The sequence below is a fragment of the Xanthomonas sp. F4 genome (genome assembly GCF_011761895.1).
Window position 1 is genome coordinate 127,397 of the sequence record NZ_JAASQX010000002.1, and the last position, 20,832, is coordinate 148,228.

The 20,832-nt window shown below is 67.0% G+C and carries 20 protein-coding genes; all 20 read right to left on the reverse strand.

Annotated elements, in window-relative coordinates:
* Window positions 1-382 precede the first annotated feature (382 nt).
* The 20 genes from FHR66_RS08455 to flgK all read right to left on the reverse strand — a co-directional run bounded on the left by FHR66_RS08455 (window position 383) and on the right by flgK (window position 20,829).
* Window positions 383-1,000, reverse strand: coding sequence for an LbetaH domain-containing protein (locus FHR66_RS08455; RefSeq protein WP_160967540.1), 618 nt, complete (start codon window positions 998-1,000; stop codon window positions 383-385).
* Entirely contained in the window at window positions 997-2,136 is a 1,140-nt protein-coding gene (locus FHR66_RS08460) for an aromatic ring-hydroxylating oxygenase subunit alpha (RefSeq protein WP_160967538.1), read from the reverse strand. Before FHR66_RS08460 ends, FHR66_RS08455 begins: the two co-directional genes overlap by 4 nt.
* Window positions 2,137-2,161: 25 nt before the next feature.
* The gene (locus tag FHR66_RS08465) at window positions 2,162-2,806 is read right to left on the reverse strand and encodes an acetyltransferase (RefSeq protein WP_160967536.1); all 645 of its coding nucleotides are present in this window, start codon (window positions 2,804-2,806) and stop codon (window positions 2,162-2,164) included.
* Window positions 2,807-2,814: 8 nt separating this feature from the next.
* Window positions 2,815-3,591, reverse strand: a complete 777-nt coding sequence (locus FHR66_RS08470; protein WP_160967534.1) for an SDR family NAD(P)-dependent oxidoreductase — start codon at window positions 3,589-3,591, stop codon at window positions 2,815-2,817.
* Complete coding sequence (locus FHR66_RS08475; RefSeq protein WP_160967532.1) at window positions 3,588-4,349, reverse strand: SDR family NAD(P)-dependent oxidoreductase; 762 nt, start codon at window positions 4,347-4,349, stop codon at window positions 3,588-3,590. The genes FHR66_RS08470 and FHR66_RS08475 overlap by 4 nt, the downstream gene beginning before the upstream one ends.
* Window positions 4,350-4,351: 2 nt before the next feature.
* Complete coding sequence (locus tag FHR66_RS08480; RefSeq protein ID WP_160967530.1) at window positions 4,352-5,392, reverse strand: ketoacyl-ACP synthase III; 1,041 nt, start codon at window positions 5,390-5,392, stop codon at window positions 4,352-4,354.
* 1 nt (window position 5,393) lies between these two features.
* Window positions 5,394-5,618, reverse strand: coding sequence for an acyl carrier protein (locus tag FHR66_RS08485; RefSeq protein WP_019801391.1), 225 nt, complete (start codon window positions 5,616-5,618; stop codon window positions 5,394-5,396).
* On the reverse strand, window positions 5,615-6,793 hold the full coding sequence (locus tag FHR66_RS08490) for a DegT/DnrJ/EryC1/StrS family aminotransferase (RefSeq protein WP_160967528.1): 1,179 nt from the start codon (window positions 6,791-6,793) through the stop codon (window positions 5,615-5,617). Before FHR66_RS08490 ends, FHR66_RS08485 begins: the two co-directional genes overlap by 4 nt.
* A 291-nt stretch (window positions 6,794-7,084) precedes the next feature.
* Complete coding sequence (locus tag FHR66_RS08495) at window positions 7,085-8,572, reverse strand: sigma-54 dependent transcriptional regulator (RefSeq protein WP_160967526.1); 1,488 nt, start codon at window positions 8,570-8,572, stop codon at window positions 7,085-7,087.
* Entirely contained in the window at window positions 8,569-8,952 is a 384-nt protein-coding gene (locus tag FHR66_RS08500) for a response regulator (RefSeq protein ID WP_048489825.1), read from the reverse strand. The genes FHR66_RS08495 and FHR66_RS08500 overlap by 4 nt, the downstream gene beginning before the upstream one ends.
* A 15-nt stretch (window positions 8,953-8,967) precedes the next feature.
* Entirely contained in the window at window positions 8,968-10,371 is a 1,404-nt protein-coding gene (gene rpoN, locus FHR66_RS08505; protein WP_160967524.1) for an RNA polymerase factor sigma-54, read from the reverse strand.
* A gap of 268 nt (window positions 10,372-10,639) precedes the next feature.
* The gene (locus FHR66_RS08510) at window positions 10,640-11,272 is read right to left on the reverse strand and encodes a response regulator (RefSeq protein ID WP_160967522.1); all 633 of its coding nucleotides are present in this window, start codon (window positions 11,270-11,272) and stop codon (window positions 10,640-10,642) included.
* Between the two features lie 90 nt (window positions 11,273-11,362).
* Window positions 11,363-11,941 carry a PilZ domain-containing protein gene (locus FHR66_RS08515; protein ID WP_160967520.1) on the reverse strand — a complete coding sequence of 193 codons (579 nt, stop codon included), beginning with the start codon at window positions 11,939-11,941 and terminating at the stop codon, window positions 11,363-11,365.
* Entirely contained in the window at window positions 11,938-12,237 is a 300-nt protein-coding gene (locus FHR66_RS08520) for a hypothetical protein (protein WP_160967518.1), read from the reverse strand. The genes FHR66_RS08515 and FHR66_RS08520 overlap by 4 nt, the downstream gene beginning before the upstream one ends.
* Window positions 12,234-12,653, reverse strand: a complete 420-nt coding sequence (fliS, locus tag FHR66_RS08525; RefSeq protein ID WP_010341674.1) for a flagellar export chaperone FliS — start codon at window positions 12,651-12,653, stop codon at window positions 12,234-12,236. The genes FHR66_RS08520 and fliS overlap by 4 nt, the downstream gene beginning before the upstream one ends.
* A gap of 149 nt (window positions 12,654-12,802) precedes the next feature.
* Window positions 12,803-14,128, reverse strand: a complete 1,326-nt coding sequence (fliD, locus tag FHR66_RS08530) for a flagellar filament capping protein FliD (protein WP_456361754.1) — start codon at window positions 14,126-14,128, stop codon at window positions 12,803-12,805.
* 196 nt (window positions 14,129-14,324) lie between these two features.
* The gene (locus FHR66_RS08535) at window positions 14,325-15,512 is read right to left on the reverse strand and encodes a flagellin (protein WP_160967514.1); all 1,188 of its coding nucleotides are present in this window, start codon (window positions 15,510-15,512) and stop codon (window positions 14,325-14,327) included.
* A 716-nt stretch (window positions 15,513-16,228) separates the two neighbouring features.
* Entirely contained in the window at window positions 16,229-17,416 is a 1,188-nt protein-coding gene (locus FHR66_RS08540) for a flagellin (protein ID WP_160967513.1), read from the reverse strand.
* Window positions 17,417-17,752: 336 nt separating this feature from the next.
* Window positions 17,753-18,958 (reverse strand): flagellar hook-associated protein FlgL, encoded by a 1,206-nt coding sequence (gene flgL / locus FHR66_RS08545; RefSeq protein WP_160967511.1) that lies wholly within the window; start codon window positions 18,956-18,958, stop codon window positions 17,753-17,755.
* Entirely contained in the window at window positions 18,955-20,829 is a 1,875-nt protein-coding gene (gene flgK, locus FHR66_RS08550; RefSeq protein ID WP_160967509.1) for a flagellar hook-associated protein FlgK, read from the reverse strand. The genes flgL and flgK overlap by 4 nt, the downstream gene beginning before the upstream one ends.
* Window positions 20,830-20,832: the final 3 nt, after the last annotated feature.

Genomic DNA, 20,832 nt, shown 5'->3' on the forward strand with positions numbered 1-20,832 from the left:
CGTCGGCGTCACGCCAGGGCGGCGATCAGGCCACGTCGCAGGCGCCGTGGAGCCTCATGCTAGTCAGGAAAGCTTGGAGGCAAACCGTGCGAGCACCACAAAATTGCGCTTTTGTCGCATATTGCAATTGCGCACTGACACGAATCGACACGCGCTGCGGTGCCTCTCCCAGGACGAAAGAAAAATCCTCGCAGGCGGATCAAGTGGCCTGTTGTGGATGCCAGTAGTACCTCAGTCATCGCGCGGCGTGACGAGCGTGCCAACCAACGATGTCAGCTTGATCAGGCGCGTCTGGTCTTCGCTGCGGATCAGTCCACCGGGCGCACGCCCTGGCCGATGCCGGCGTTGCCCGTTAGCGCCGCACTGGCCGTCTCGTCCATTTTCAACGCAGGATGCGGGCGCCGCCTGGCATCAGCGCGTCGTAGAAACAGCGATCCGGCAGCACGTCTGGCACCGTGCCTGGCAGCAGCCATTCGCAGTGCCGGCCGATCCTGGCGCCGCTGCGGGTCATGCTGCCGCCGCCAAGGGTGCTGCCCTGGCCGATTTGGGTGTCGCGGCCCAGATGCACGCCGGCATGCAGGGTGACGCAGGCGCCGATGCGCGCTTCCTGTTCGACGATCACCTGCCGCTCCAGCCAGGCCCCGGGGCCGATGCTGCTGTCGGCAGCAATGTTGCAGCCTGGGCCGATGTGCACGTTGCCGAGCAGGCGTACCCCGGCATCGACATGGGCCTGTGGCCAGACCAGGTTGATGCTGCCGTAGCCGGCCAAACGCACATCAGCCAGCAGCTTGTGCCGCGACTGGTTGACCGCGCGCTCGTCCAGCGCCACGAACACGTCGGTCGTGGCTGTTGGATGGCTGGCGTGCAAGGCGCCAAGGTCGAAGTTGTAGCGGTCCGGCGATTCCAACGCGACGACGACGTGGTCCAGGCCGCAGGCCTGCGCGGTGCGTTGTGCCTGTTCCAGAGCCCGGCCTTCGCCGATCAGTACCAGTACCTTCATACGGGTTGCTCCAACACGTTGGCGCGATACCACAGGTGCTGGCGGACAAGTTCGGTCTCGTAGTCGCCGTGAGTGAAGGGCAGCGAATGTGGGCCGATCCCGGCCTGCATGCGCTCCAGCAGAGCCGTGTCTTCCGCGATCACCAACCGCTCGGCCCTGATCAAACTGCTCAACAATGCGGTGAAGTCGGTGCGGGCGTCTTTACGGCGTGTGGTCATGACCCACAGGTGATAGTCGGTTTCGCCTGGAGACACAGGATCGTACTGCTGAAGCAGGAAGTGGTCGCCGCGGACGCAGCAAAAATTCACATTCGGATAAATGAACCAGTTGTAGTAGGCGGAGTCCTCGCCGTAACGCTCGCACTGGCTTCGGAACCAATTTTCCTGCGGCACAAGCGCCCCCTTGGCCGGAAAACTCAAGTGTTGCAAGGGCGGGGGCACGTGCGTGCTCAGGAGTTGCTCGACATCGGAAGCGACATCGGCGGCGCGCTCGATGTGTGCGGTGGTCCTGTCCGCCTTCGTCATCAGCGGGCCGAAGGTCTTCGGATGCACAAAGGGGACGTGGTTGTAGTCTTTCACGTTCTCCATGTTGAGCTTCCAGTTATAGCGCACCCGGTGGCAGCTGTAGGCGATCTGCGAATCCAGGTGCGAGGAGGCGGTCGCGATCGTCTCCAGGAACGCCGGCGCAAACTGCTCCTCCAGCGGCAGCGGCTGCTCGGCCATGTTCACGAACAGCAGCTCGCCGACCTGCTGTAGGTGCAGCTTGGTCAGGCAGATGCCGGCCTTCTCCTCGGCGGTGAACTGGTACAGCCCGGAATTGGGCAACCCGCGCAGCTCGCCTTCGGCACCGAACGACCAGGCATGGTAGGGACACACCAACGGGCGCTTGCCGTGCGGCTCGATCTGGATCGCCGACTGCCGGTGCGGACACTGGTTGAGGAACGCGCGGATGCCGGCTTCGGTGCGTTGCACCAGCACCGGTACCCCTGCCACCTGGTGCGCGATGAACTGGTTGCGCTCGCGCACCATCGAGGCGAAGCCGACGAAGATCCACAGCTTGCCGAACAGCCGCTGCTGTTCCAGGCGCAGGCTGTGCGGGCTGATGTAGTGCTCGGCGTCGAGGGCGTGACGGGTCATGCGGAACGGCGTCCTGGGTTCGGGGTCAACGGCTGAAGATAGTACGCGCCGGATTCCCGGCGACGGTGACGTTGGGCGGCACGTCCTTGACTACCACGCTGCCGGCGCCAATCACCGCGCCGTCGCCGATCGCGACGCCGGGCAGCACGGTGGCGTGCGGATGGATGACCACGTCGTGGCCGATGCGCGCGCCGCCGCCGACGAACACGAAGTTGCCGATCTGCACGTAGTCGCCGATCACCACGTCGTGGCCGACGATGGTGGTGGCGAGGATGATGACGAACTCGCCGATGCGACTGTCGGCACCGATCGACACGCCGACCTCGAACAGGCTGCCACGCCCGATCGGCGTCTCCGAGGCCTCGCGCAGGCGTGGACGCAGCACCATGAAGTCGGCGCCGCGCGCCAGCAGTGGCTGGCTGTAGCGGCGGCGTGCGGCCGGATCGCCGAGCGCGCAGACGAACAGGTCGCCGGGCACCGGCTGGTAGGTGTCCGGGTCGCCCAGCAGCGGCCAGCGCAGGCCGGCGCCAAGCGCACTGCGACTGTCCAGGAAGCCCTTGATGTCCCAGGCCTGGCCGTAGCCCGGATCGTCGTTGTACGCCATCGCCGCGATGCCGCGACCGAAGCCGCCGGCCCCGACGATCAAGACATGTTGGCGTGGCGTTTTCATGGAACTGCTCACACGAACTCGATGCCCCCGTCCATGTGTACCGCCTGGCCCGTGATCTTGCCGCTGGCCTCGGAAAGGAAGTACAGGCAGGCCAGCGCGATGTCCTGTGGCTGGCCGATTCCCAGTGGATAACGCTTGGCCATCTCCTCGAACCACGCCTTGTCTTCGGTGATGAGCGAGGTTTCGACCAGCCCGGGACAGAGCGCATTTACCCGGATCTTGCGTCGTGCCAACTCCAGGGCCAGCGGACGCATCGTCCCGATCAGCGCCGCTTTGGAGCCGGAATAGGGACCTACGCCAACGGTGCCGGTGAACGCTGCAATGGACGAGAGAAAGACCACCGAACCACCGGGCCGGATGGCCTGACGTGCGAGCAGGTGCCGGGTCAGCATCACCGGGGCGATGTAGTTAATGTCCATCACTTCCTTGAGGAAGGACTCGCTCACCAGCTTCATCGGTGCCAGACCGCGAATGCCTGCGCTGTGGACCAGGCCGTCGACCGGGCCGCACTCAGCAGCCAGTTTCTGCACTGTTTCTGCTTGCAAGAGATCTCCGATGAACTGGCGATGCCCGTCGCCCTGCAGCGACTCCAGAGTCGCGGCCAGGCGCGCGCTGTTGCGGCCGCTGACGATGACTTGGGCGCCCGATGCCGCGCAGGTCTGAGCGATGGCCATGCCGATGCCGTTTGATGCGCCGGTTACCAAGATGGTCTTTCCGCGCAACCCGAACATTTGTTGCAGCAGCGCGGAAGTGCCGGCGGAGGAAGCGTTGGTCTCGGTTGTCATAGGCGCATCATCAGGGAAATCCCGCCATCGATGGTGAGGGCGCTGCGCGTAACCCAGCGGCTGGCTGAGGACAGTAGGTACACGGCGGCTTGTGCGATATCCCCCGCAGCGACAGTCCCCAGTGGTGTCAGACCAATGTTGTTGTCGATGTTCGCTGTCTGGCGCAATCCGTCGAGCATCGGCGTTTCAACATAGCCCGGTGCGATGCAGTTGGCACGGATGCCTTGTCGCCCATGTTCCAACGCAAGTGTCCGCACCGCTGCTTCCAGCGCGGCCTTCGCGGCGGCGTAGCCTGTTGATGCCTGCGGTGCGGCCCGCGAGGCCAAGGCGGACACGAACACAAGTGAGGCATGTTCACGCAGGCGCCGCTTGTACAGCAGTTGCTGGGTCAGCGTGATCGGCGCCAGGTAATTGATTGCCAGCATCTGTTGCAGGTGTTTCTCGCTCGCCATCCGGAATGGCACCATCGCCGTGGCGCCAGCGCACGAAGCCAGCCCGTCGTAGCCGCCTGCCGCGTCCAGAAGGGATTGCCGCACGTGCGCCTCGGTTAGATCGCCAGCAACCTGCACATGCCCGGCGCCGTGGAGCGTGTCCGCGAGCGCCTGTAGGCGCTCGGCATTGCGTCCGGTCACCACCAGCGTCGCGCCCAACTGCGCGCACAGCGTAGCCACGGCGGCGCCGATGCCCGAGGAAGCGCCGGTCACCAGGATGGTCTTGCCCTGTAACGAGAAGGCGTCGGTGGTTGCGACAGGTGCCATCGTCAGGACTCGATCAGGTCGGGGAACACCGCGCCGTCGATGTCGACCAGGCAGGTGCCCCAGGACAGGCCGATACCGAAGCCGCACAGCAGCACGCGCTTGCGGCCTTCTTCCAGTTGCTTGTTGATCCGCGCGGTCATGGTGACCGGTAGCGAGGCGCCGCTGGTGTTGCCGAAATCGTGCAGGGTGGAGGGCACCTTTTCCGGCGGCAGGCCGAGCTTCTTGCGGATGGTCTCGTTGATCATCCGGTTGGCCTGGTGGAACACGAAGTAGTCGATCTCGTCCTTGGACACGCCGCTGTAGTCGAGCAGCTTCTGCACCGCCGGCGGCACCCGCTGGGTGGAGAAGCTCAGCACCGCCACACCGTCCAGTTGCAGGTCCACGCCGCGGTGCCAGTGGTCGTTCTCGTCGGCGCGGTAGGGGATCAGGTGCTGCACCCCGACCGGTTCGCGGTGGCCGCCGACCGGCAGGATGATCGCGCGGTAGCCGCTGCCGTCGCTGTTGAGGTCGAAGTGCATCGGCGCGGCGTCGGCGCTGAATTCCAGCGCGGTGGCGGTGCCGGAATCGGAGAAGATCGGGTCGTCGAAGGTGGCGCTGCGGTCGCCCACCAGCAGCAGGCCCTTCTTGACGCCGCCGGCGGCGATCATCGAGCCGAGCAGGTTGATGCCGAACGGGTAGGCCGAGCAGCCCAGGTTGACGTCGAAGGCCACCGTGGCGTGCGACAGCCCGAGGCGGTCCTGCAGGATGATCGCGGTCGCCGGGATCGGGTAGTCCGGCGACTGGGTGACCACGATCAATGCATCGACCTCCTCGCGCTGCCATTGCAGGCGCTCCAGCAGCACCTGCGCCGCGTCGAAGGCCAGGTCGGAAAAGCACTGCCAGTCCGCGGCCATGCGCCGGGTATGGATGCCGATGTTGCGCACCAGCCGCTCGCGCTCGGAGCGGATCTGCGGCCGGCAATCGGTGAGGTTGGAGACGACGCGCCTGGGCACGCAGGTCGCCATGCCGGCAAAGCGTACGTTGCGCAGCGTGGAGGTCGGCATGTTACGCCCCGGTCAGCTTGTAGAGGTCGCCCAGGGTGACCACGGCGGCCAGGTGCTCGCCGGTGATGGTCTTGCCGTACTCCATGTCGAACATCACGATCACGCCCAGCGCGGCCAGTGAATCCCACTCGGGCAGTTCGCGCAGCACCGTGTCCATGGTCACCTCGACCGGATTCTGGAAATCCGTGGCCGACAGGAAATTCTCGATAAACGTCTCTTGGCTCATGTTGCTGGTTCCACGGGTTGGGCGAAGGAGGGAGGAGCGAGGGTGCTGGAGGAATCGGATCCGGACATGACGCCGCCGGCAGCGGCGATCAGGTCGACGATGGCGTCCACCTGGTCGGCCGCCAGTCCAGGGAAGATCGGCAGGCACAGCACGCGATCGGCCATCTGCCGGGCCACCGGCAGGCCGGCCGGGGCGGACGAGGGCAGGCCGCGGTACATCGGGAAATCGCTGATCAGCGGGTAGAAGTAGCGGCGCACCAGGATGTCGTGGCTGCGCAGCAGCCGGTGCAGTTCATCGCGCGCCAGCGGGAAGGCGTCCTCGACCAGGATCGGGAACGAGGCGTAGTTGGACAACCCCGGCGACCGCGGCGCCAGGCAACGGATCCCCGGCACCTGCGCCAGGCGTTGCCGGTACTGCGCGTCGATCGCCCCACGCTGCGCCAGCGCGTCATCGATGTGCTGGAGTTGCAGCAGCCCGAACGCGGCGTTGATCTCGCTCATCTTGCCGTTGATGCCGGTCGCCACCACCGTGGTCTCGTCGACGAAGCCGAAGTTCTTCAGGCGGCTGATGCGCTGGTAGGTCTTGGCGTCCGGGCAGACGATGGCGCCGCCCTCGAAGGTGTTGAACACCTTGGTGGCGTGGAAGCTGAGCACGCTGAGGTCGCCGTGGCGCAGGATCGAGCCGCCCTCGTCCTTGACCCCGAACGCGTGCGCGGCGTCGTAGATGACCTTGAGGTTGTAGGTGTCGGCGATGCGCTCGATCGCCGCGGTGTCGCAGGGGGTGCCGTAGCAGTGCACCGGCATGATCGCGGTGGTGTGCGGGGTGATCGCCGCTTCAATCTTGAGCGGATCCAGGTTCATGGTCAGCGGATCGATGTCCACGAACACCGGCTTGATGCCGCGCCACAGCAGCGAATGCGCGGTGGCGACGAACGAGTACGGCGTGGTGATGACCTCGCCGGTGATGCGCAGCGCCTGCAGCGCGGTCAGCAGCGCCAGGGTGCCGTTGGTCAGCAGCGCCAGGTGGTTCACCCCCAGGTACTCGGCCAGCGCCTTCTCCAGCGCACGGTGCATGTCGCCGCCGTTGGTCAGGATGCGGCTGCGCCAGATCTGCTCCAGGTACGGGACGAACGCCTCCAGGGGCGGCAGCAGCGGACTGGTGACGGGGATGGACATGGGACCTGCCTGGCGACGGGTGAAAGTCCCCGGTGCGGAACGCGCCGCCCGGTGCTGTGAAACGTGAAGCAAGCCACATGCCAAAGAGGCTGTCTACTCCCGTCATGCCGACCGGGATGCGGCGATGGCAAGGCAAAGCGCCGCGTGGCTAGCCGTGACCGCGCGATGCGCACGTCGACGCCCACGTTGCGCCGGTCGTGCCGCCGCGGGGAAACGATGAAAGGGGAAGGGAGTGCGCCGCGCTGGCGGCGGGCGCGCCGGGTGCGGCCGCACCCGGCGCCGTGCGCCGGCTCAACTGGCCAGTTCGGTCTGGTCGCGGTCGATGCCGTACTTGCGCAGCTTCTCGACCAAGGTGGTGCGCCGCAGGCCCAGCAGCTGCGCCGCATGTGCGACCACGCCCTGGGTGCGCTCCAACGCCTCGTTGATCAGCGCCAGTTCGATGTTGGCCATGTGCCCGCGCAGGTCCAGGCCGCTTTCCGGCAGTGTCGCCGCGGCCGCAGCCGGCGTATCGGCATCCGCGCCGCCCGGCTTGCCGCCGGCGTGCAGGTCCACCACGTTCGGGACCCGCCGCGGATCGGCGACGACGGGCGCCGGTGGTGCCGACACGTCGATGGACGAGGCGAAGTCGCCACGGTAGCGTGCCGGCAGGTCCTGCACCCGCACCAGTCCGCCCGGATGCAGCACCGCCAGGCGTTCGACCAGGTTGGTCAGCTCGCGCACGTTGCCCGGCCACTCGTAGCTGCGCAGCGCCTGCAAGGCCTCCTCGGAGAAGCGCACTTCACCGCGTCCGGTCCGCGCCAGTTGCGCGGCGATGGTGTGCACCAGCGCCGGCAGGTCGTCGCTGCGTTCGCGCAGCGCCGGCATCTCGATCGGGAACACGTTGAGCCGGTAGAACAGGTCCTCGCGGAACTGGTTGCCGGCGATGCGCTCTTCCAGGTTGCGATGGGTCGCCGCGATCACCCGCACGTTGCAGCGGATGGTGACATTGCCGCCGACCCGCTCGAAGCTGCGCTCCTGCAGCACGCGCAGCAGCTTGACCTGCATCGGCAGGCTCATGTCGCCGATTTCGTCGAGCAGCAGGGTGCCGCCCTCGGCCATCTCGAAACGGCCCTTGCGTGCGCTCAGCGCGCCGGTGAACGAGCCTTTCTCATGGCCGAACAGTTCGCTTTCGAGCAGGTCCGGCGGGATCGCGCCGCAGTTGATCGCCACGAACGGGCCGTCGCGGCGCGGCGACTGCTGATGGATCGCGCGCGCCACCACTTCCTTGCCGGTGCCGGACTCGCCCAGCACCAGCACGGTGGTGTCGAACGCGGCAACCTGATCGATCAGCCGGCGCAGGCGGGTCACCGCCGCGCTGGTACCGGTCGGGCCGTTGTCCTGCGCGGCACCGGCCTGGTGCTCGGCGTCCAGCCGCTTGAGGCTGGCGCGGCGCAGCAAGGTTTCCAGTTGCGCATGGCGCAGCGGGGCTTCCAGTTGCCACACGTTGGCCTCGTGCAGGCCGTGGCGCTGGGCGAAGGCCTGCGCGTCGCCGTTGAGCAGCAGCACCGGGGGCGGCAGCGAACTGCGCGCCACCCAGCCGAAGAAGGCATCTGCCTGCTCCTGGTCGTCGAGCCCGCCGACCAGGATCGCCATCCATTCGGTCTGCCGGTGACGGCCGGGCTGGACGTCGGCCACGTCGGTGACCCAGCGCGGGTTGAGGTCCATGAATTCGAGCAGGCTGACGGTCCGCTCGGCGCGCACCGCATCGTCATCGATCACCAGGATCCGCGATTCGCTCATGCCGGCACTCCCTCGGTGCGAAGTCCCTCCAGGATCGGCATCACTTCCTGGATATAGGACAGCTTGCTGACGAAGTTGTCGGCGCCGGCGCGCATGGCGTGTTCGCGGTGCTCGGCGTCGTCGAAATGGCTGGCGATCACGATGTACGGCGCCTGGTCCTGGGTCTTGATCAGGCGCGTGGCCTGCAGGCCGCCCATCTCGGGCATGGCCAGGTCCATCAACACCACCTGCGGGCGCAACGACTCGGACCGCTCGATGGCTTCCAGGCCATTGGCGGCGCTGCCGATCACTTCCATCCACTCGAGCTTGCGGAAGTGGCGCATGGCGGCGTTGATGAAACCTTCGTGGTCGTCGACCAGAAGCACGGACAGTTTGTTCATATGCGTCGTTTTTCCTTAGCCCACACGGGCCAGCAGCGGTTTGCTGCCGCGGCGGCGTTCGCGTGCGGGAGCGATGTCCAATTGTTCACGATACTTGGCGACAGTGCGCCTTGCCACGTTTACGCCCTGTCGCGACAGCAGCCCGGCGATGGCCTCGTCGGCCAGCGGCCGCCCAGCCGGCTCGGATTCGATCAGGCGCCGGACCATGGCGCGCACCGCCTGCCCGGAGACCGCGGCGCCTTCCAGGCGCACGGCGAAGAAATGCTTCAGCTCGAAGGTGCCGCGCGGAGTCTGCAGGTACTTGCCGGTGGTGATGCGCGAGATGGTCGATTCGTGCATGCCGATCGCCTCGGCCACTTCCTTCAGGGTCAGCGGCGCCATCGCTTCCTCGCCCTTGACCAGGAACGCCGACTGGCGCTCGACGATGGCGCGGGTGGTGCGCAACAGGGTCTCGTAGCGCATCGACAGGCCGCGGGTCAGCCAGCGCGCCTCCTGCAGCATCTCGCGCAGCGGCTGCGCGGCGTCGCCGGCCTCGGCCAGGGCGCGTTCGTGCATCGGGTTGACGGTGACGCGGTGGGTGGTGGCCGGGTTCAGCGCCACCCGCCAGGTGCCGTCGGCATGCCAGGCGACCACGTCCGGGAGCACATGGCCGGCGTCCTGCGGCTGCAGGCTGTCGCCGGGCCGCGGCTGCAGCGACAGGATCAGCCGCACCGCCTCGCGCACGTCGTCGGTCTCGGCATCGAGCTGGCGCCCGAGCAGGGCGTAGTCGTGGCTGGCGAGCAGGTTGAGGTCGCCTTCGAGAATGCGCGCGGCCAGGTGGCGGCCGGGCACGCGGCCGGGCAGGTCGCTCAGCTGCGCCTGCAGGCACTCGCGCAGGTCGCAGGCGCACAGGCCGGCCGGGTCGCCGTGCAGCAGGCGCTGGCGCACCGCTTCGGCCTGCGCCACGGTCAGGCCCAGGCGTGCGCTGGCCAGCTGCTGCAGGGTATCGAGCGCGCCGTCCAAGTAACCGGCATCGTCGCAGTGTTCCAGCCAGAACGCGGCCGTTTCCAGTTCCAGCGCCGGCAGTTCCAGGGCCAGCCGCTGCAGCACGCGCAGGTGCGGGTCGCTGGACTCGCCGGCGGCGATGCGCTGCATGCGATCGTCTTCGCCGTCGTTCCAGCCGGCTGCCGGGATGTCCCACATCGAAGATTCGGGCAGTTCGTCGAACGCTGCGGTTTCCAGCCCCGCATCCTCGTGCTTGACCACCGGCTCGATCACGCCCTCTGACTCTTCCAGTTCGAGCAGCGGATTGGTCTCCAGCGCGCGGCGGATTTCCAGTTCCAGTTGCATGCCGTCGAGCTGCAGCAGCCGGATCGACTGCAGCAGTTGCGGGGTCAGATGCAGTTGCTGGCCCAGTTGGGCGGAAACGGTCGGCTTCATGCGGACTTCCTCGGTTTGGCGCCAACCCTCTGGCGCCCGTGGAACGCATACTGCTTGTCGCCCGACGGTAACAGAATCGGGGGGTTCCTGAGTAGGGTAGTAAAATTCCCGACAGGGTGTCAGGAATTTCCCGACATTCGGGTCGTGGGCGCCGGACAGTCGACGGCGTAATGCCTTATCTGGCGGGCCTCGGCTGGATCGTGGCAGTCTGCTGACCGGTTAAGGCAAGCGCCATGCCAATGTTCCGTGTCGGGATGTCGTCCCCAGTTCAACTCAGTTCGCTTTGATGGCGCGCGGCCAGCAGGACCAGATCGTTGGCGCGCCGACAGCCCAGCGATTCCATCATGCGCGCGCGGTGGGTCTCCACCGTCTTGACGCTGATACCCAGATCCGAGGCGATTTCCTTGTTGCTCTGGCCGCGGCCGATCTGACGCAGGATCTCGCGTTGCCGCGGCGACAGGGCGGCGACGCCCACCGGGCGCTCGCGGCCGAGCATCGGCGCGATCATCTTGGAGGAGATCTGCGGGCTCAGGAACACCTGGTTGGCGCTGGCCGCGCGCAGTGCCAGTTCCAGCTCCAGCGGGGCGGCATCCTTGACCACGAAGCCGGTGGCGCCGCGGTCCAGCGCATCGCGCACGTGCACCGGGTCGTCGTGCATCGACATCATCACCACCCGGGTCTTGGGCGAGCTGTGCAGCACGTCGGTGAGTGCGTCCAGGCCGCTGCGCCCGGGCAGGGACAGGTCCATCAGCACCAGGTCGGGGCGGTGCAGAGTGGCCAGGTCCACGGCTTGCTGCGCGTTGCTGGCCTCGGCGACCACGTCGACGTCCGCAAACGTCTGCAGCAGCCGGCTCAGGCCGGCGCGTACCAGGGTGTGATCGTCGACGATGATGACTCGCACGGTGCAGGTCCTTCTATTCAGATCGGCACCTTAGCCGAGCCGCTCGCCGCCGCCAACCTCGGCGCCACGCTGGCGGACCGAGGTGCCGGCTCAGCGCGCCCGGCGGCTATCGGCGATTTGCCGGCGGTGCAGCCGGAACAGGTGGCGTTCCAGGGCCTCTTCCAGGCCCGGTGGCTGTGTCTCGAACCGTAGCCAAAGTTGCACGACGCCGGCGGTGGTGGCCTCGGCCAGCACCCGCACCGGCAATTCCAGGTGGTCCGGCAGCCAGTCTGAGGGTTGCAGGCGCAGCAGGCCGGCGGCGCCGGCGGCAGCGCCGGAGCGCGCACCGAGCTCAAGTCGCACGCCGCGCCGCGACCAGCACAGCGGCCGCAGCGGCAGGGCGTCTTCATGCTGGCGGGCCAGCCGGCCCAGCAGGACCAGCATCAGGTCGAGCTTGGCCTCCATCCGCTGGGTCTGCGCGGTGGCCTCGCTGCGATCGTCGCTGCCGTCCTCGCCACGCAGATCCTCGATCTGCGCCAGGCTACGCAACAGCGCCTCGCCGGCGGCGAGCCGGCCGGCGCCGTTGCCCAGGCGGAAATCCGCCGGCAGCGCCAGTTCGCAGCTGAGGGTGTCGTGAAACAGTTCGGCGTCGGCCGGGTGGTGCGCGGCGCCGTCCGAGCCGGTGTTCATCCCAGCAGTCCGGCCTGCGAATACAGCCGCGCGGCGTGAGTGGACTGGCGGCTGGTGCGCAGCCAGGCCGCAGCATGGTCGCGCTCCATGCGCATCTGCGCGGTCACCGCCTGCTGCAGGGCGAGCAACGGCTTCAACGCCTCGCGCGAGCGGTCGGCATCGTCCTGCTGCAGATAGGCCTGCAGGCGCCGCTCGTGATCGGCGATCATGGCCTGGGCCAGTGCGTAGTCGTCGCCACGCAGGACCTCGCGCAACTCGTGCAGGTCGTTGTGCAGGTCGGCGAGCTGGATACTCACGATGCGTTCGCCGTGGCCAGTTCGCGCTGCTGCGCGGGGATGGCGGCCCAGGCCGCGTCGATCTCGCTGAGCAGTTCCAGCGCTTCGGTCAGCGCGGCGTCGTCGTTGTGCAGGTTGGCTTCGGTCAGCCGGTGCATGACGTAGTCGTAGAGCGCCGACAGATTGCCGGCGATCTCGCCGCCGGCCTCGTGGTCGAGCGAGCCATTGAGATGGCCGACGATGGCGCAGGCTTCGCCGATCGCCTTGCCCTTGCGCGCCTGGTCGCCCTGCGCAAGACAGGCCTGGGCCTGGCGGATGCGCTGGCAGGCGCCAGCGAACAGCATGGCGACCAACTTGTGCGGGTCGGCATCCGTGACGCTGGTGGAAATGCCCATCTTGCGATATTGCTCAGCGTACTGGCGGCTGGAACCGTACATGGAAAACTCCCTCGGTGGATTGGCAGCGCGGGCCGCCGTGCTCTCCGGCAAGGGTGCCGGGGCGGTGGTTGCGGCCAATCCGCAATGACTGTCGATACTCTTCATATCGGCCACGACGCACTTGGACTTGAGCGGCGGCCGTGTGCGCGTCAGCTGAACTGCTTGGTGAGGCTATCGCTCACGCCCTGCATCTGCGTCACCAGCGTTTCCATCGCCGTGAAGCGCGCGGTGTACTGGTCGGTCAGCGTCTGCATGCGCGCGTCCAGATCGTTGAGCTGGTCGGTCAGGTCGGAAATGTGCTTGTTGAGCGCGTCGGTCCGCTGGGTCAGCGTACCGTTGGTGGTGTCCAGGTTGCTCTTCAGCAGCGTGCTCATCCCGGCGCCGAAGTTGCCGGCGCTGCCGAGCATGGTCTTGGCCGCCGAGGGATCGGCGGCCACGGCGGTATCGAACTTGCTGCTGTCCATGCTCATCACCCCGTCCTTGTCGATGGTGACGCCCAGCGCCATCAACCCGCTGACGTTGTCGCTGACCAGCCGCCGCAGCGACTGCTGCAGGCCGCGCACCATCGCATCGCCGGTCATCGGCGAGGCCTTCTTGTTGGTGGCGTCGTAGGCGCTGGAGGACTTCAGGACGCTGTTGGCCGAGTTGTAGGCGCTGACCAGCGCGGTCAGGTTCGCTTTCAGCGGGCTGGTGTCGCTGGTGATGTTCAGATTGTAGGTGGTGCCGGCAACCGCCTTGGTCAGATTGATGGCGACCCCGGGGACGATGTCGGCGATGGTGTTGCTGCTGGAGGTACGCTGAAAGCCGTCCACCTTCACCACCGCGTCGTCCGCAGCGATGGTCTGGGTCAGGCCGCCACTGCTGCCAGGCGGGTAGGTGAGCTTGGCCAGGCCGCCGTCGCCGCCGGAGGTGGTGATGGTCAGCGCGCCCTTGGTGCCGGAGTTGACCGCGTTGAGCACCAGGTGGTCGCCATCGTCGGCGGTGACCACGCTGGCGGTCACGCCGGCGCCGTTGGCGGCCTTGTTGATGAAGGCGGCCACGTCGCTGAGCTTGCTGCCTGCATCGACGTTGACGTTGAGCGTGGTGCTGCCGTAAGCGATCGTCAGGGTGCCGCCACCGACGACGGCGCCGCTGGCGTACGCCGACGAGGTCAGCTTCTGCGACTGCGCCAGCTTCACGACCTCGATGCCGTACCTGCCGGCGCTGGCGCTCGAGGTGACCGTGGCGGTATAGCCCGCACCGTCGTCGATGTTCGCCTTGAAGGCGCCCTTGTCGGCGCTGTCGGAGACGGTACTCATCGCCGTCTGCAGGTTGGACAGCGCGCTCTTGATCGTGCTCAACGACGACAGCTGCGCGGTGGAGGCGGTGCCGTCGCGGTTGATCCGGTCTTCCTGCGGTTGGCGTTCCTTCGATACCAGCTTGGCGACGAAGGTCGGAATGTCCAGGCCTGAGCCGATTCCCGTGGTGGACATGATCGCGTTCCTTGAGGTGGCCGGCGCGCGGCGCGCCAGCGGCTGAGGGGAGTATCGGCGTGCGGGGGCGGTTCTTGAGCGCCGCCCGCGCGTCGCGGCGGTTCTCCGTTGCGATGCAAATCCTGTGCCGCAGTGTCAGCGTCAAAAAAAAGGCCCCTCCTTGCGGAGGGGCCCGGTGTCACGTTGCGGCGCGTCGCGCTTAGCCCTGGAGCAGGCTCAGCACGCTCTGCGGCGCCTGCTTGGCCTGGGCCAGCATCGCGGTGCCGGCCTGCTGCAGGATCTGCGTGCGGGTCAGCTCGGCGGTTTCCTTGGCGTAGTCGGTATCGCGGATGCGGCTGCGCGAGGCCGACAGGTTCTCCGAGGTGGAGCTCAGGTTGGCGATGGTGGAGGTGAAGCGGTTCTGGATCGCACCCATGTCGGCACGCGAGGAGTTCACCGCGGTCAGCGCGTTGTCGACGATGCTCAGCGCCTTCTGCGCGCCCTGGAAGGTGGAGATATCCAGGTCCTGCAGGTAGTTGGTGGTACCGGCGGTGGCGGTGGCGCTGGCGGCGATGCCGGCGTTGCTGAAGGTGATGCCGGTGGCGCCGGTGGCCGAGCCGGCGGTGAACGAGAAGTCCTGGCCGCCCTTGACCGATTCCAGCTTCAGCGCGCTGCTGGTCGGGTCGATCGAGGCGTACACGCCGGTCTGCGCCAGCTGGTCGTTGATCGCCGAGGCGATCTTCTTGGCCACGTCGGCACCGGCATCGCCGGCGGCCACCGAGACCGAGGCGATGGTGACGCCGTTGACGACCATGCCGGAGAAGCTGCCGCTGGCGGTCGCGGTGCCGGAGGCCAGGGCGGCCGAGCCGGTCTGCGTGGCGGCGAAGCCGGCCTTGCCCAGGGCCGAGGCGCTGGCGTTGACGATGCTGTTGATGCCGATGGTCTGGCCGGCGTCGGCGCCGACCTGGAACAGCGCGCCGGAGAACGAACCGTCCAGCAACTTGGTGCCGTTGAAGTTGGTCTGCTTGGAGACGCGGTCGATTTCCGCGGTCAGCTGCTTGACTTCCGAGTTCAGCGCACCACGGTCGGTGGTGGAGTTGGTGGCGTTGGCCGACTGCACCGACAGTTCGCGGATACGCTGCAGGTTGTTGCCGATTTCGACCATCGCGCCTTCGGCGGTCTGCGCCAGCGAGATGCCGTCGTTGGCGTTGCGCGAGGCCACGTCCAGACCACGGATCTGGGTGGTGAAGCGCTCGGAGATCGCCAGGCCGGCCGCATCGTCCTTGGCGCTGTTGATGCGCAGGCCCGAGGACAGACGCTGGATCGTCGTCGCCAGGCTGGCGCTGGTGGTGTTGAGGTTGCGCTGAGCGTTCAGCGACATTACGTTGGTATTGATGACCTGTGCCACGTTGATATCTCCTGTAAGCGATTTGTCCGGCAACTTTTGTTGCCTGGAGTCTCCGCAGGGGGCCATCAATTGGCCAGTGCCGCTGCTGATACAAGTAACGGCGGCAAGCCCGCAACCTTTAGTGATTTGCTGCGCAAAAATATGGCGGCGCGATGATTTGCAAGCCACCCAAAACGCGGCGAAGAGCTTGTTTCGGCCGCGCTTTGGCAAACTTTAGGTCCACCGTGCAAGTCCGGGACACGGCGGCGTGGATCGATGCGGAAGACGTCGATGCCATCGCGGGCGCCATAGAAGATGCTGGATCACCTCGCCAACATGCGGCCGCGTCCACCGCTAACGCCTGACCCCTGTCCGCACTCCAGTCCGCCGGTCCGAGACCGGGTTCCTGCGCGTTAGGAAGTCGATGGCGCTGGCCATCTTCGGTCGCTCCAGTGGCAATGGCAGCGTGCACCGGGGGCCCTGCGTACCGCCTGCCTACGCCATCGTCCAACGGCCGCATGGCCTGGCAATGCCGGCCGAGACCGTCCAGCCGCTCCAGCCAGTGGGCCGTAGGTCGGGCACGCCAACCGCGGGTGCGGCACATGCGGGTTCAACGCAGCATCGAGTAACGGCGGTGACGCCGTGTTGTCCGACATGCACTCCCGCCGCGTCGGAACCGAATAAAAAAAGGCCCCTCCTTGCGGAGGGGCCCGGTGTCACGCTGCGGCGTGTCGCGCTTAGCCCTGGAGCAGGCTCAGCACGCTCTGCGGCGCCTGCTTGGCCTGGGCCAGCATCGCGGTGCCGGCCTGCTGCAGGATCTGCGTGCGGGTCAGCTCGGCGGTTTCCTTGGCGTAGTCGGTATCGCGGATGCGGCTGCGCGAGGCCGACAGGTTCTCCGAGGTGGAGCTCAGGTTGGCGATGGTGGAGGTGAAGCGGTTCTGGATCGCACCCATGTCGGCACGCGAGGAGTTCACCGCGGTCAGCGCGTTGTCGACGATGCTCAGCGCCTTCTGCGCGCCCTGGAAGGTGGAGATATCCAGGTCCTGCAGGTAGTTGGTGGTACCGGCGGTGGCAGTGGCGCTGGCGGCGATGCCGGCGTTGCTGAAGGTGATGCCGGTGGCACCGGTGGCCGAGCCGGCGGTGAACGAGAAGTCCTGGCCGCCCTTGACCGATTCCAGCTTCAGCGCGCTGCTGGTCGGGTCGATCGAGGCGTACACGCCGGTCTGCGCCAGCTGGTCGTTGATCGCCGAGGCGATCTTCTTGGCCACGTCGGCACCGGCATCGCCGGCGGCCACCGAGACCGAGGCGATGGTGACGCCGTTGACGACCATGCCGGAGAAGCTGCCGCTGGCGGTCGCGGTGCCGGAGGCCAGGGCGGCCGAACCGGTCTGGGTGGCGGCGAAGCCGGCCTTGCCCAGCGAGGCGGCGCTGGCGTTGACGATGGTGTTGATGCCGATGGTCTGGCCGGCGTCGGCGCCGACCTGGAACAGCGCGCCGGAGAACGAACCGTCCAGCAGCTTGGTGCCGTTGAAGTTGGTCTGCTTGGAGACACGGTCGATTTCCGCAGTCAGCTGCTTGACTTCCGAGTTCAGCGCACCACGGTCGGTGCTGGAGTTGGTGGCATTGGCCGACTGCACCGACAGTTCGCGGATACGCTGCAGGTTGTTGCCGATTTCGACCATCGCGCCTTCGGCGGTCTGCGCCAGCGAGATGCCGTCGTTGGCGTTGCGCGAGGCCACGTCCAGACCGCGGATCTGGGTGGTGAAGCGCTCGGAGATCGCCAGGCCGGCCGCGTCGTCCTTGGCGCTGTTGATGCGCAGGCCGGAAGACAGGCGCTGGATCGTCGTCGCCAGGCTGGTGCTGGTGGTGTTGAGGTTGCGCTGAGCGTTCAGCGACATTACGTTGGTATTGATGACCTGTGCCATTTTGATATCTCCTCTTAGCGATTTGTCCGGCGACCGGTTGGTGCCTGGAGTCTCCGCAGGGGGCCATCAATTGGCCAGTGCGGCTGGTGATATAAGTAACGGCGACAGGTGCGCAACCTTTAGCGGTTTACTGCAGAAAATTTGCCGTTCCGACAATGCGCAAAAGACCCGGGCCACGGCGAAGAGCCTGATTCGACCGCGCTCCGGCAAACTTTAGGGCTTCTTTCGCCTTGTCTACCGCGCCGTCGGCGATGGCGGTCTTTTGTATAAAGCGAAAGGCCCGGAGGCGTCGCCGCGCTCCGGGCCTTTCGGTATATCCGGTTTATCGCTTGACGATCAGAGCCGGTCGAACAGCGACATCTTCTGCATCTGGGTAAAGATGGTCTGTGCCGCTTTCAGCGCCGACTGTTCCAGCTGGTATTGGGAAATCGCTTGCGCGTAGTCGAGGTCGCGCAGCGAAGACAGGGTGGTCTTCAGGGTCACGTCGTTGGCGGCGCGCAGGTCGGTGGCGTTATCGATCGCCGCCAGTTGGGCGCCGCCGGCGGCGCGCGCGTCGATCATCTTCGACGAGGCCTGGGTGATGTCGCGCATCGACGATTGCAGGCCGTTCTGCAGCGCGGCCTTGGCGGTGGGGGTGATGGGATCGGTGTTGAGCAGGTCGACCAGGTTGCTGATCGTGGAGAACACGTCCTTCGTGGTCGACGGCCCGATCTGGAAGCTGTCGCCGGCGGCGGGTGCGCCGTCCACGCGCATCTTCAGGCCGGGCAGGCCGATGCTCTCGCCGGCGGCATAGGTCCCGGTGTTGACCACGGTGCCGCTGCTGTCGCGCACCTCGTAGGTGGTGGCGGCGGTGAACACGACGTTGTAGCTGCCGCCGTTCCAGGCGGTCGCGCTCGAGCCGTCGCGGCTGAAGTCCAGCAACAGGCCGGTGCCGGTGTTGGCGGCGGCCGCGTGCGCGTCCACGGTGCCGTCGCCGGTCGGTACGCGCATGAAGATCTCGCTGCCGGGCAGGGTGTCGGAGACCTTTGTATCCGGGGCCACCTCCACGCTGCGCTGGGTCTGGTTGCCGCTGTAGACCACGTTGCCGGAGACCACGGCGAAGGGTGCGGCGTCGTCGGCCGTGCCGCCGAACAGGTAGCGGCCGGAGCCGTCGGTGCTGTTGGACAGGCTGAGCAGGCTGTCGTGCAGGGTCTTCAGTTCCGCGGCGATGGCCTTGCGGTCGGGGGTGGTCAGCGCCGAACTATTGGCTTCCACCGTCAGATCCTTGACCCGGGCCATCAGGTCCCCGGCCTGCGACAGCGAGTTCTCCTGCAGGTTGAGCCGGTTCTGCACGTTGTTGGCGTTGTCGCCGAAGCGGGCCAGCGCGGCCACCGTGCGATCCAGGCTGACCGCGGTGCCCGCGGCGACCGGGTCGTCGGCCGCGCTGACGATGCGCTGGCCGGTGGAGAGCTGCTGCTGCAGGTGCGAGATCGTCGCCTGCTTGCCGAGCATGGTGTTGAGCGACTGATTGAAGATCATGCCGCTGGAGATGCGATTGCTCATCGGACCGCGCTCAGGATGGACTGGAACAGGGTGTCGGCGGTGGAGATCAGGCGCGAGGCCGCCTGATAGGCCTGCTGCAGCCGCAGCATGTCCGCCGCTTCCTCGTCGAGGTTGACGCCGGATAGCGAGTCGCGCGCATCCTGGGCGCTGCTCTGGATCACGTCCTGCGCGTCGGCGGCGTACTTGGCCTGGCGCGCCGCCGAGCCGACCGTGGTGGTCAGGCCGGACACCGCGCCGTTGAGGGTGATGGTGCCGCCGTTGAAGGCCTTGGAGTCGTCGAGATTGGACAGCAGCAGGGCGTTGCCGTTGTTGCTCGAGCCGACGCCGGTCGGGCCCACCGCGAAGCTGTCGCCGGCCGACGGCATGCCGTCCATGGTCAGGCTCCAGCCATTGGCGTTGATGGTCTGACCGGCCGTGTAGGTCTGCGGTGCGCCGCCGTTGATCGAGTAGTGCGTGGAATCGATGAAGGCGATGCTTGCCGGCGTCAGCAGGTTGGCGTTGCTGGCGTCGGTTGCGGTGACCCCACTGACCTTGCCGGTGCCCAGGTTGCTCAGCGTGGCGCTGGCCTGGATCGGCGTCGCCGCGGCGATGCGCGAGGGGTCGGTGATGGCCACGGACAGTTTGCTGATGGCGTTGGCCGTGGGTTGCAGCAGGAACTTGTCGCCGCTGGCGGCGGTGCCGGACACCTGCAGGGACACGCCGTTGACCACGAACGGATCGGCACTGGTGCCCGAACCGCTCATCGGGACGCTGGCGCCGGTGTCGCTGCGGCTGGCGCTCCAGGCGGTGCCGTTGTAGGTCAGCAGCAGGTTCTGCCCGTCGAGCTTGCTCAGGTCGCTGACGTTGGCGGTGAACGCCGCGGTGCCGGTGTTGGCGCTGTTGCCGTCCACGCTCGGCGCCGGCAGGTTGAAGAAATCGCCGCCCAGCTGCCCATACAGGTCCATGCCGGCATGGTGCTGCTGGTTGTAGCTGCTGGCCACGCCGGTGGCGATACGGCCGAGTTCGGCCTTGGTCGGATCCAGGACGTTGCTGCGGAACTCCAGGAAGCCGCCGAGCTGCCCCCCCAGCGCCTTGCTGGTAAGCGGCGTCGAGCCGCCCGGCGTCTTCAGCGCGATCTGCAGCTTTTCCGGCTGGTAGGGGTCGGGACTGGTGACCAGCGTCGACGCATTGGTGCCGACCACCATGGCCTGGCCGCCGGAGGTGTAGACGTTCATCATCCCGCCGTCCTGCTGGATGACGCTGCCGCCGGTGTAGCCGATGAGCTGGCTGATCATCTGGTCGCGGCGATCGAGCAGGTCCGGCGCGGCGGCATTGGCGTTGGAGCCGATCTGGCCGTTGAGCTTGGCGATCTCGGTGGCCAGGCGGTTGGCCTCGGCGGTGCCGGCCAGCAGGCCGTTGTTGACCTCGCTGCCGAGCGAATCGAGCTGGCCGTTGAGCTGCTTGAAGCGGGTCACCAGCGAATTGCCGGCGTCCAGCAGGTTCTGCCGGTTGGCGCTGGCCGAGGCGTTGGAGGACAGGCCGCTGGTGGCGTCGAAGAAGTTCGACCACTGCCCGGCGATGCTGGTGGCCTTGTCCGAGAACAGCCCGTCCACGCGGCTGGACAGGCTGGACAGCTGCTTCAGCCGGGCCACTTCGCCGGTGCTGTCGAACAGCCGCGAGATCGCCAGCTGGTCGGCGACGCGGGAGACGTCGGTGATCTGGGTGCCGTTGCCGATGAACTCGCTGCCGTACTGGCTGGGGACCGTGGTCGCGAACGTCGTCCGCTGCCGGCTGTAGCCGTCGGTATTGATGTTGGCGACGTTGTGGCTGACCGTGGACAGCGCCCGCTGGAAGGCGAGCAGGGCGCCGGTACCGGTAGAGAGAATGGACATGGG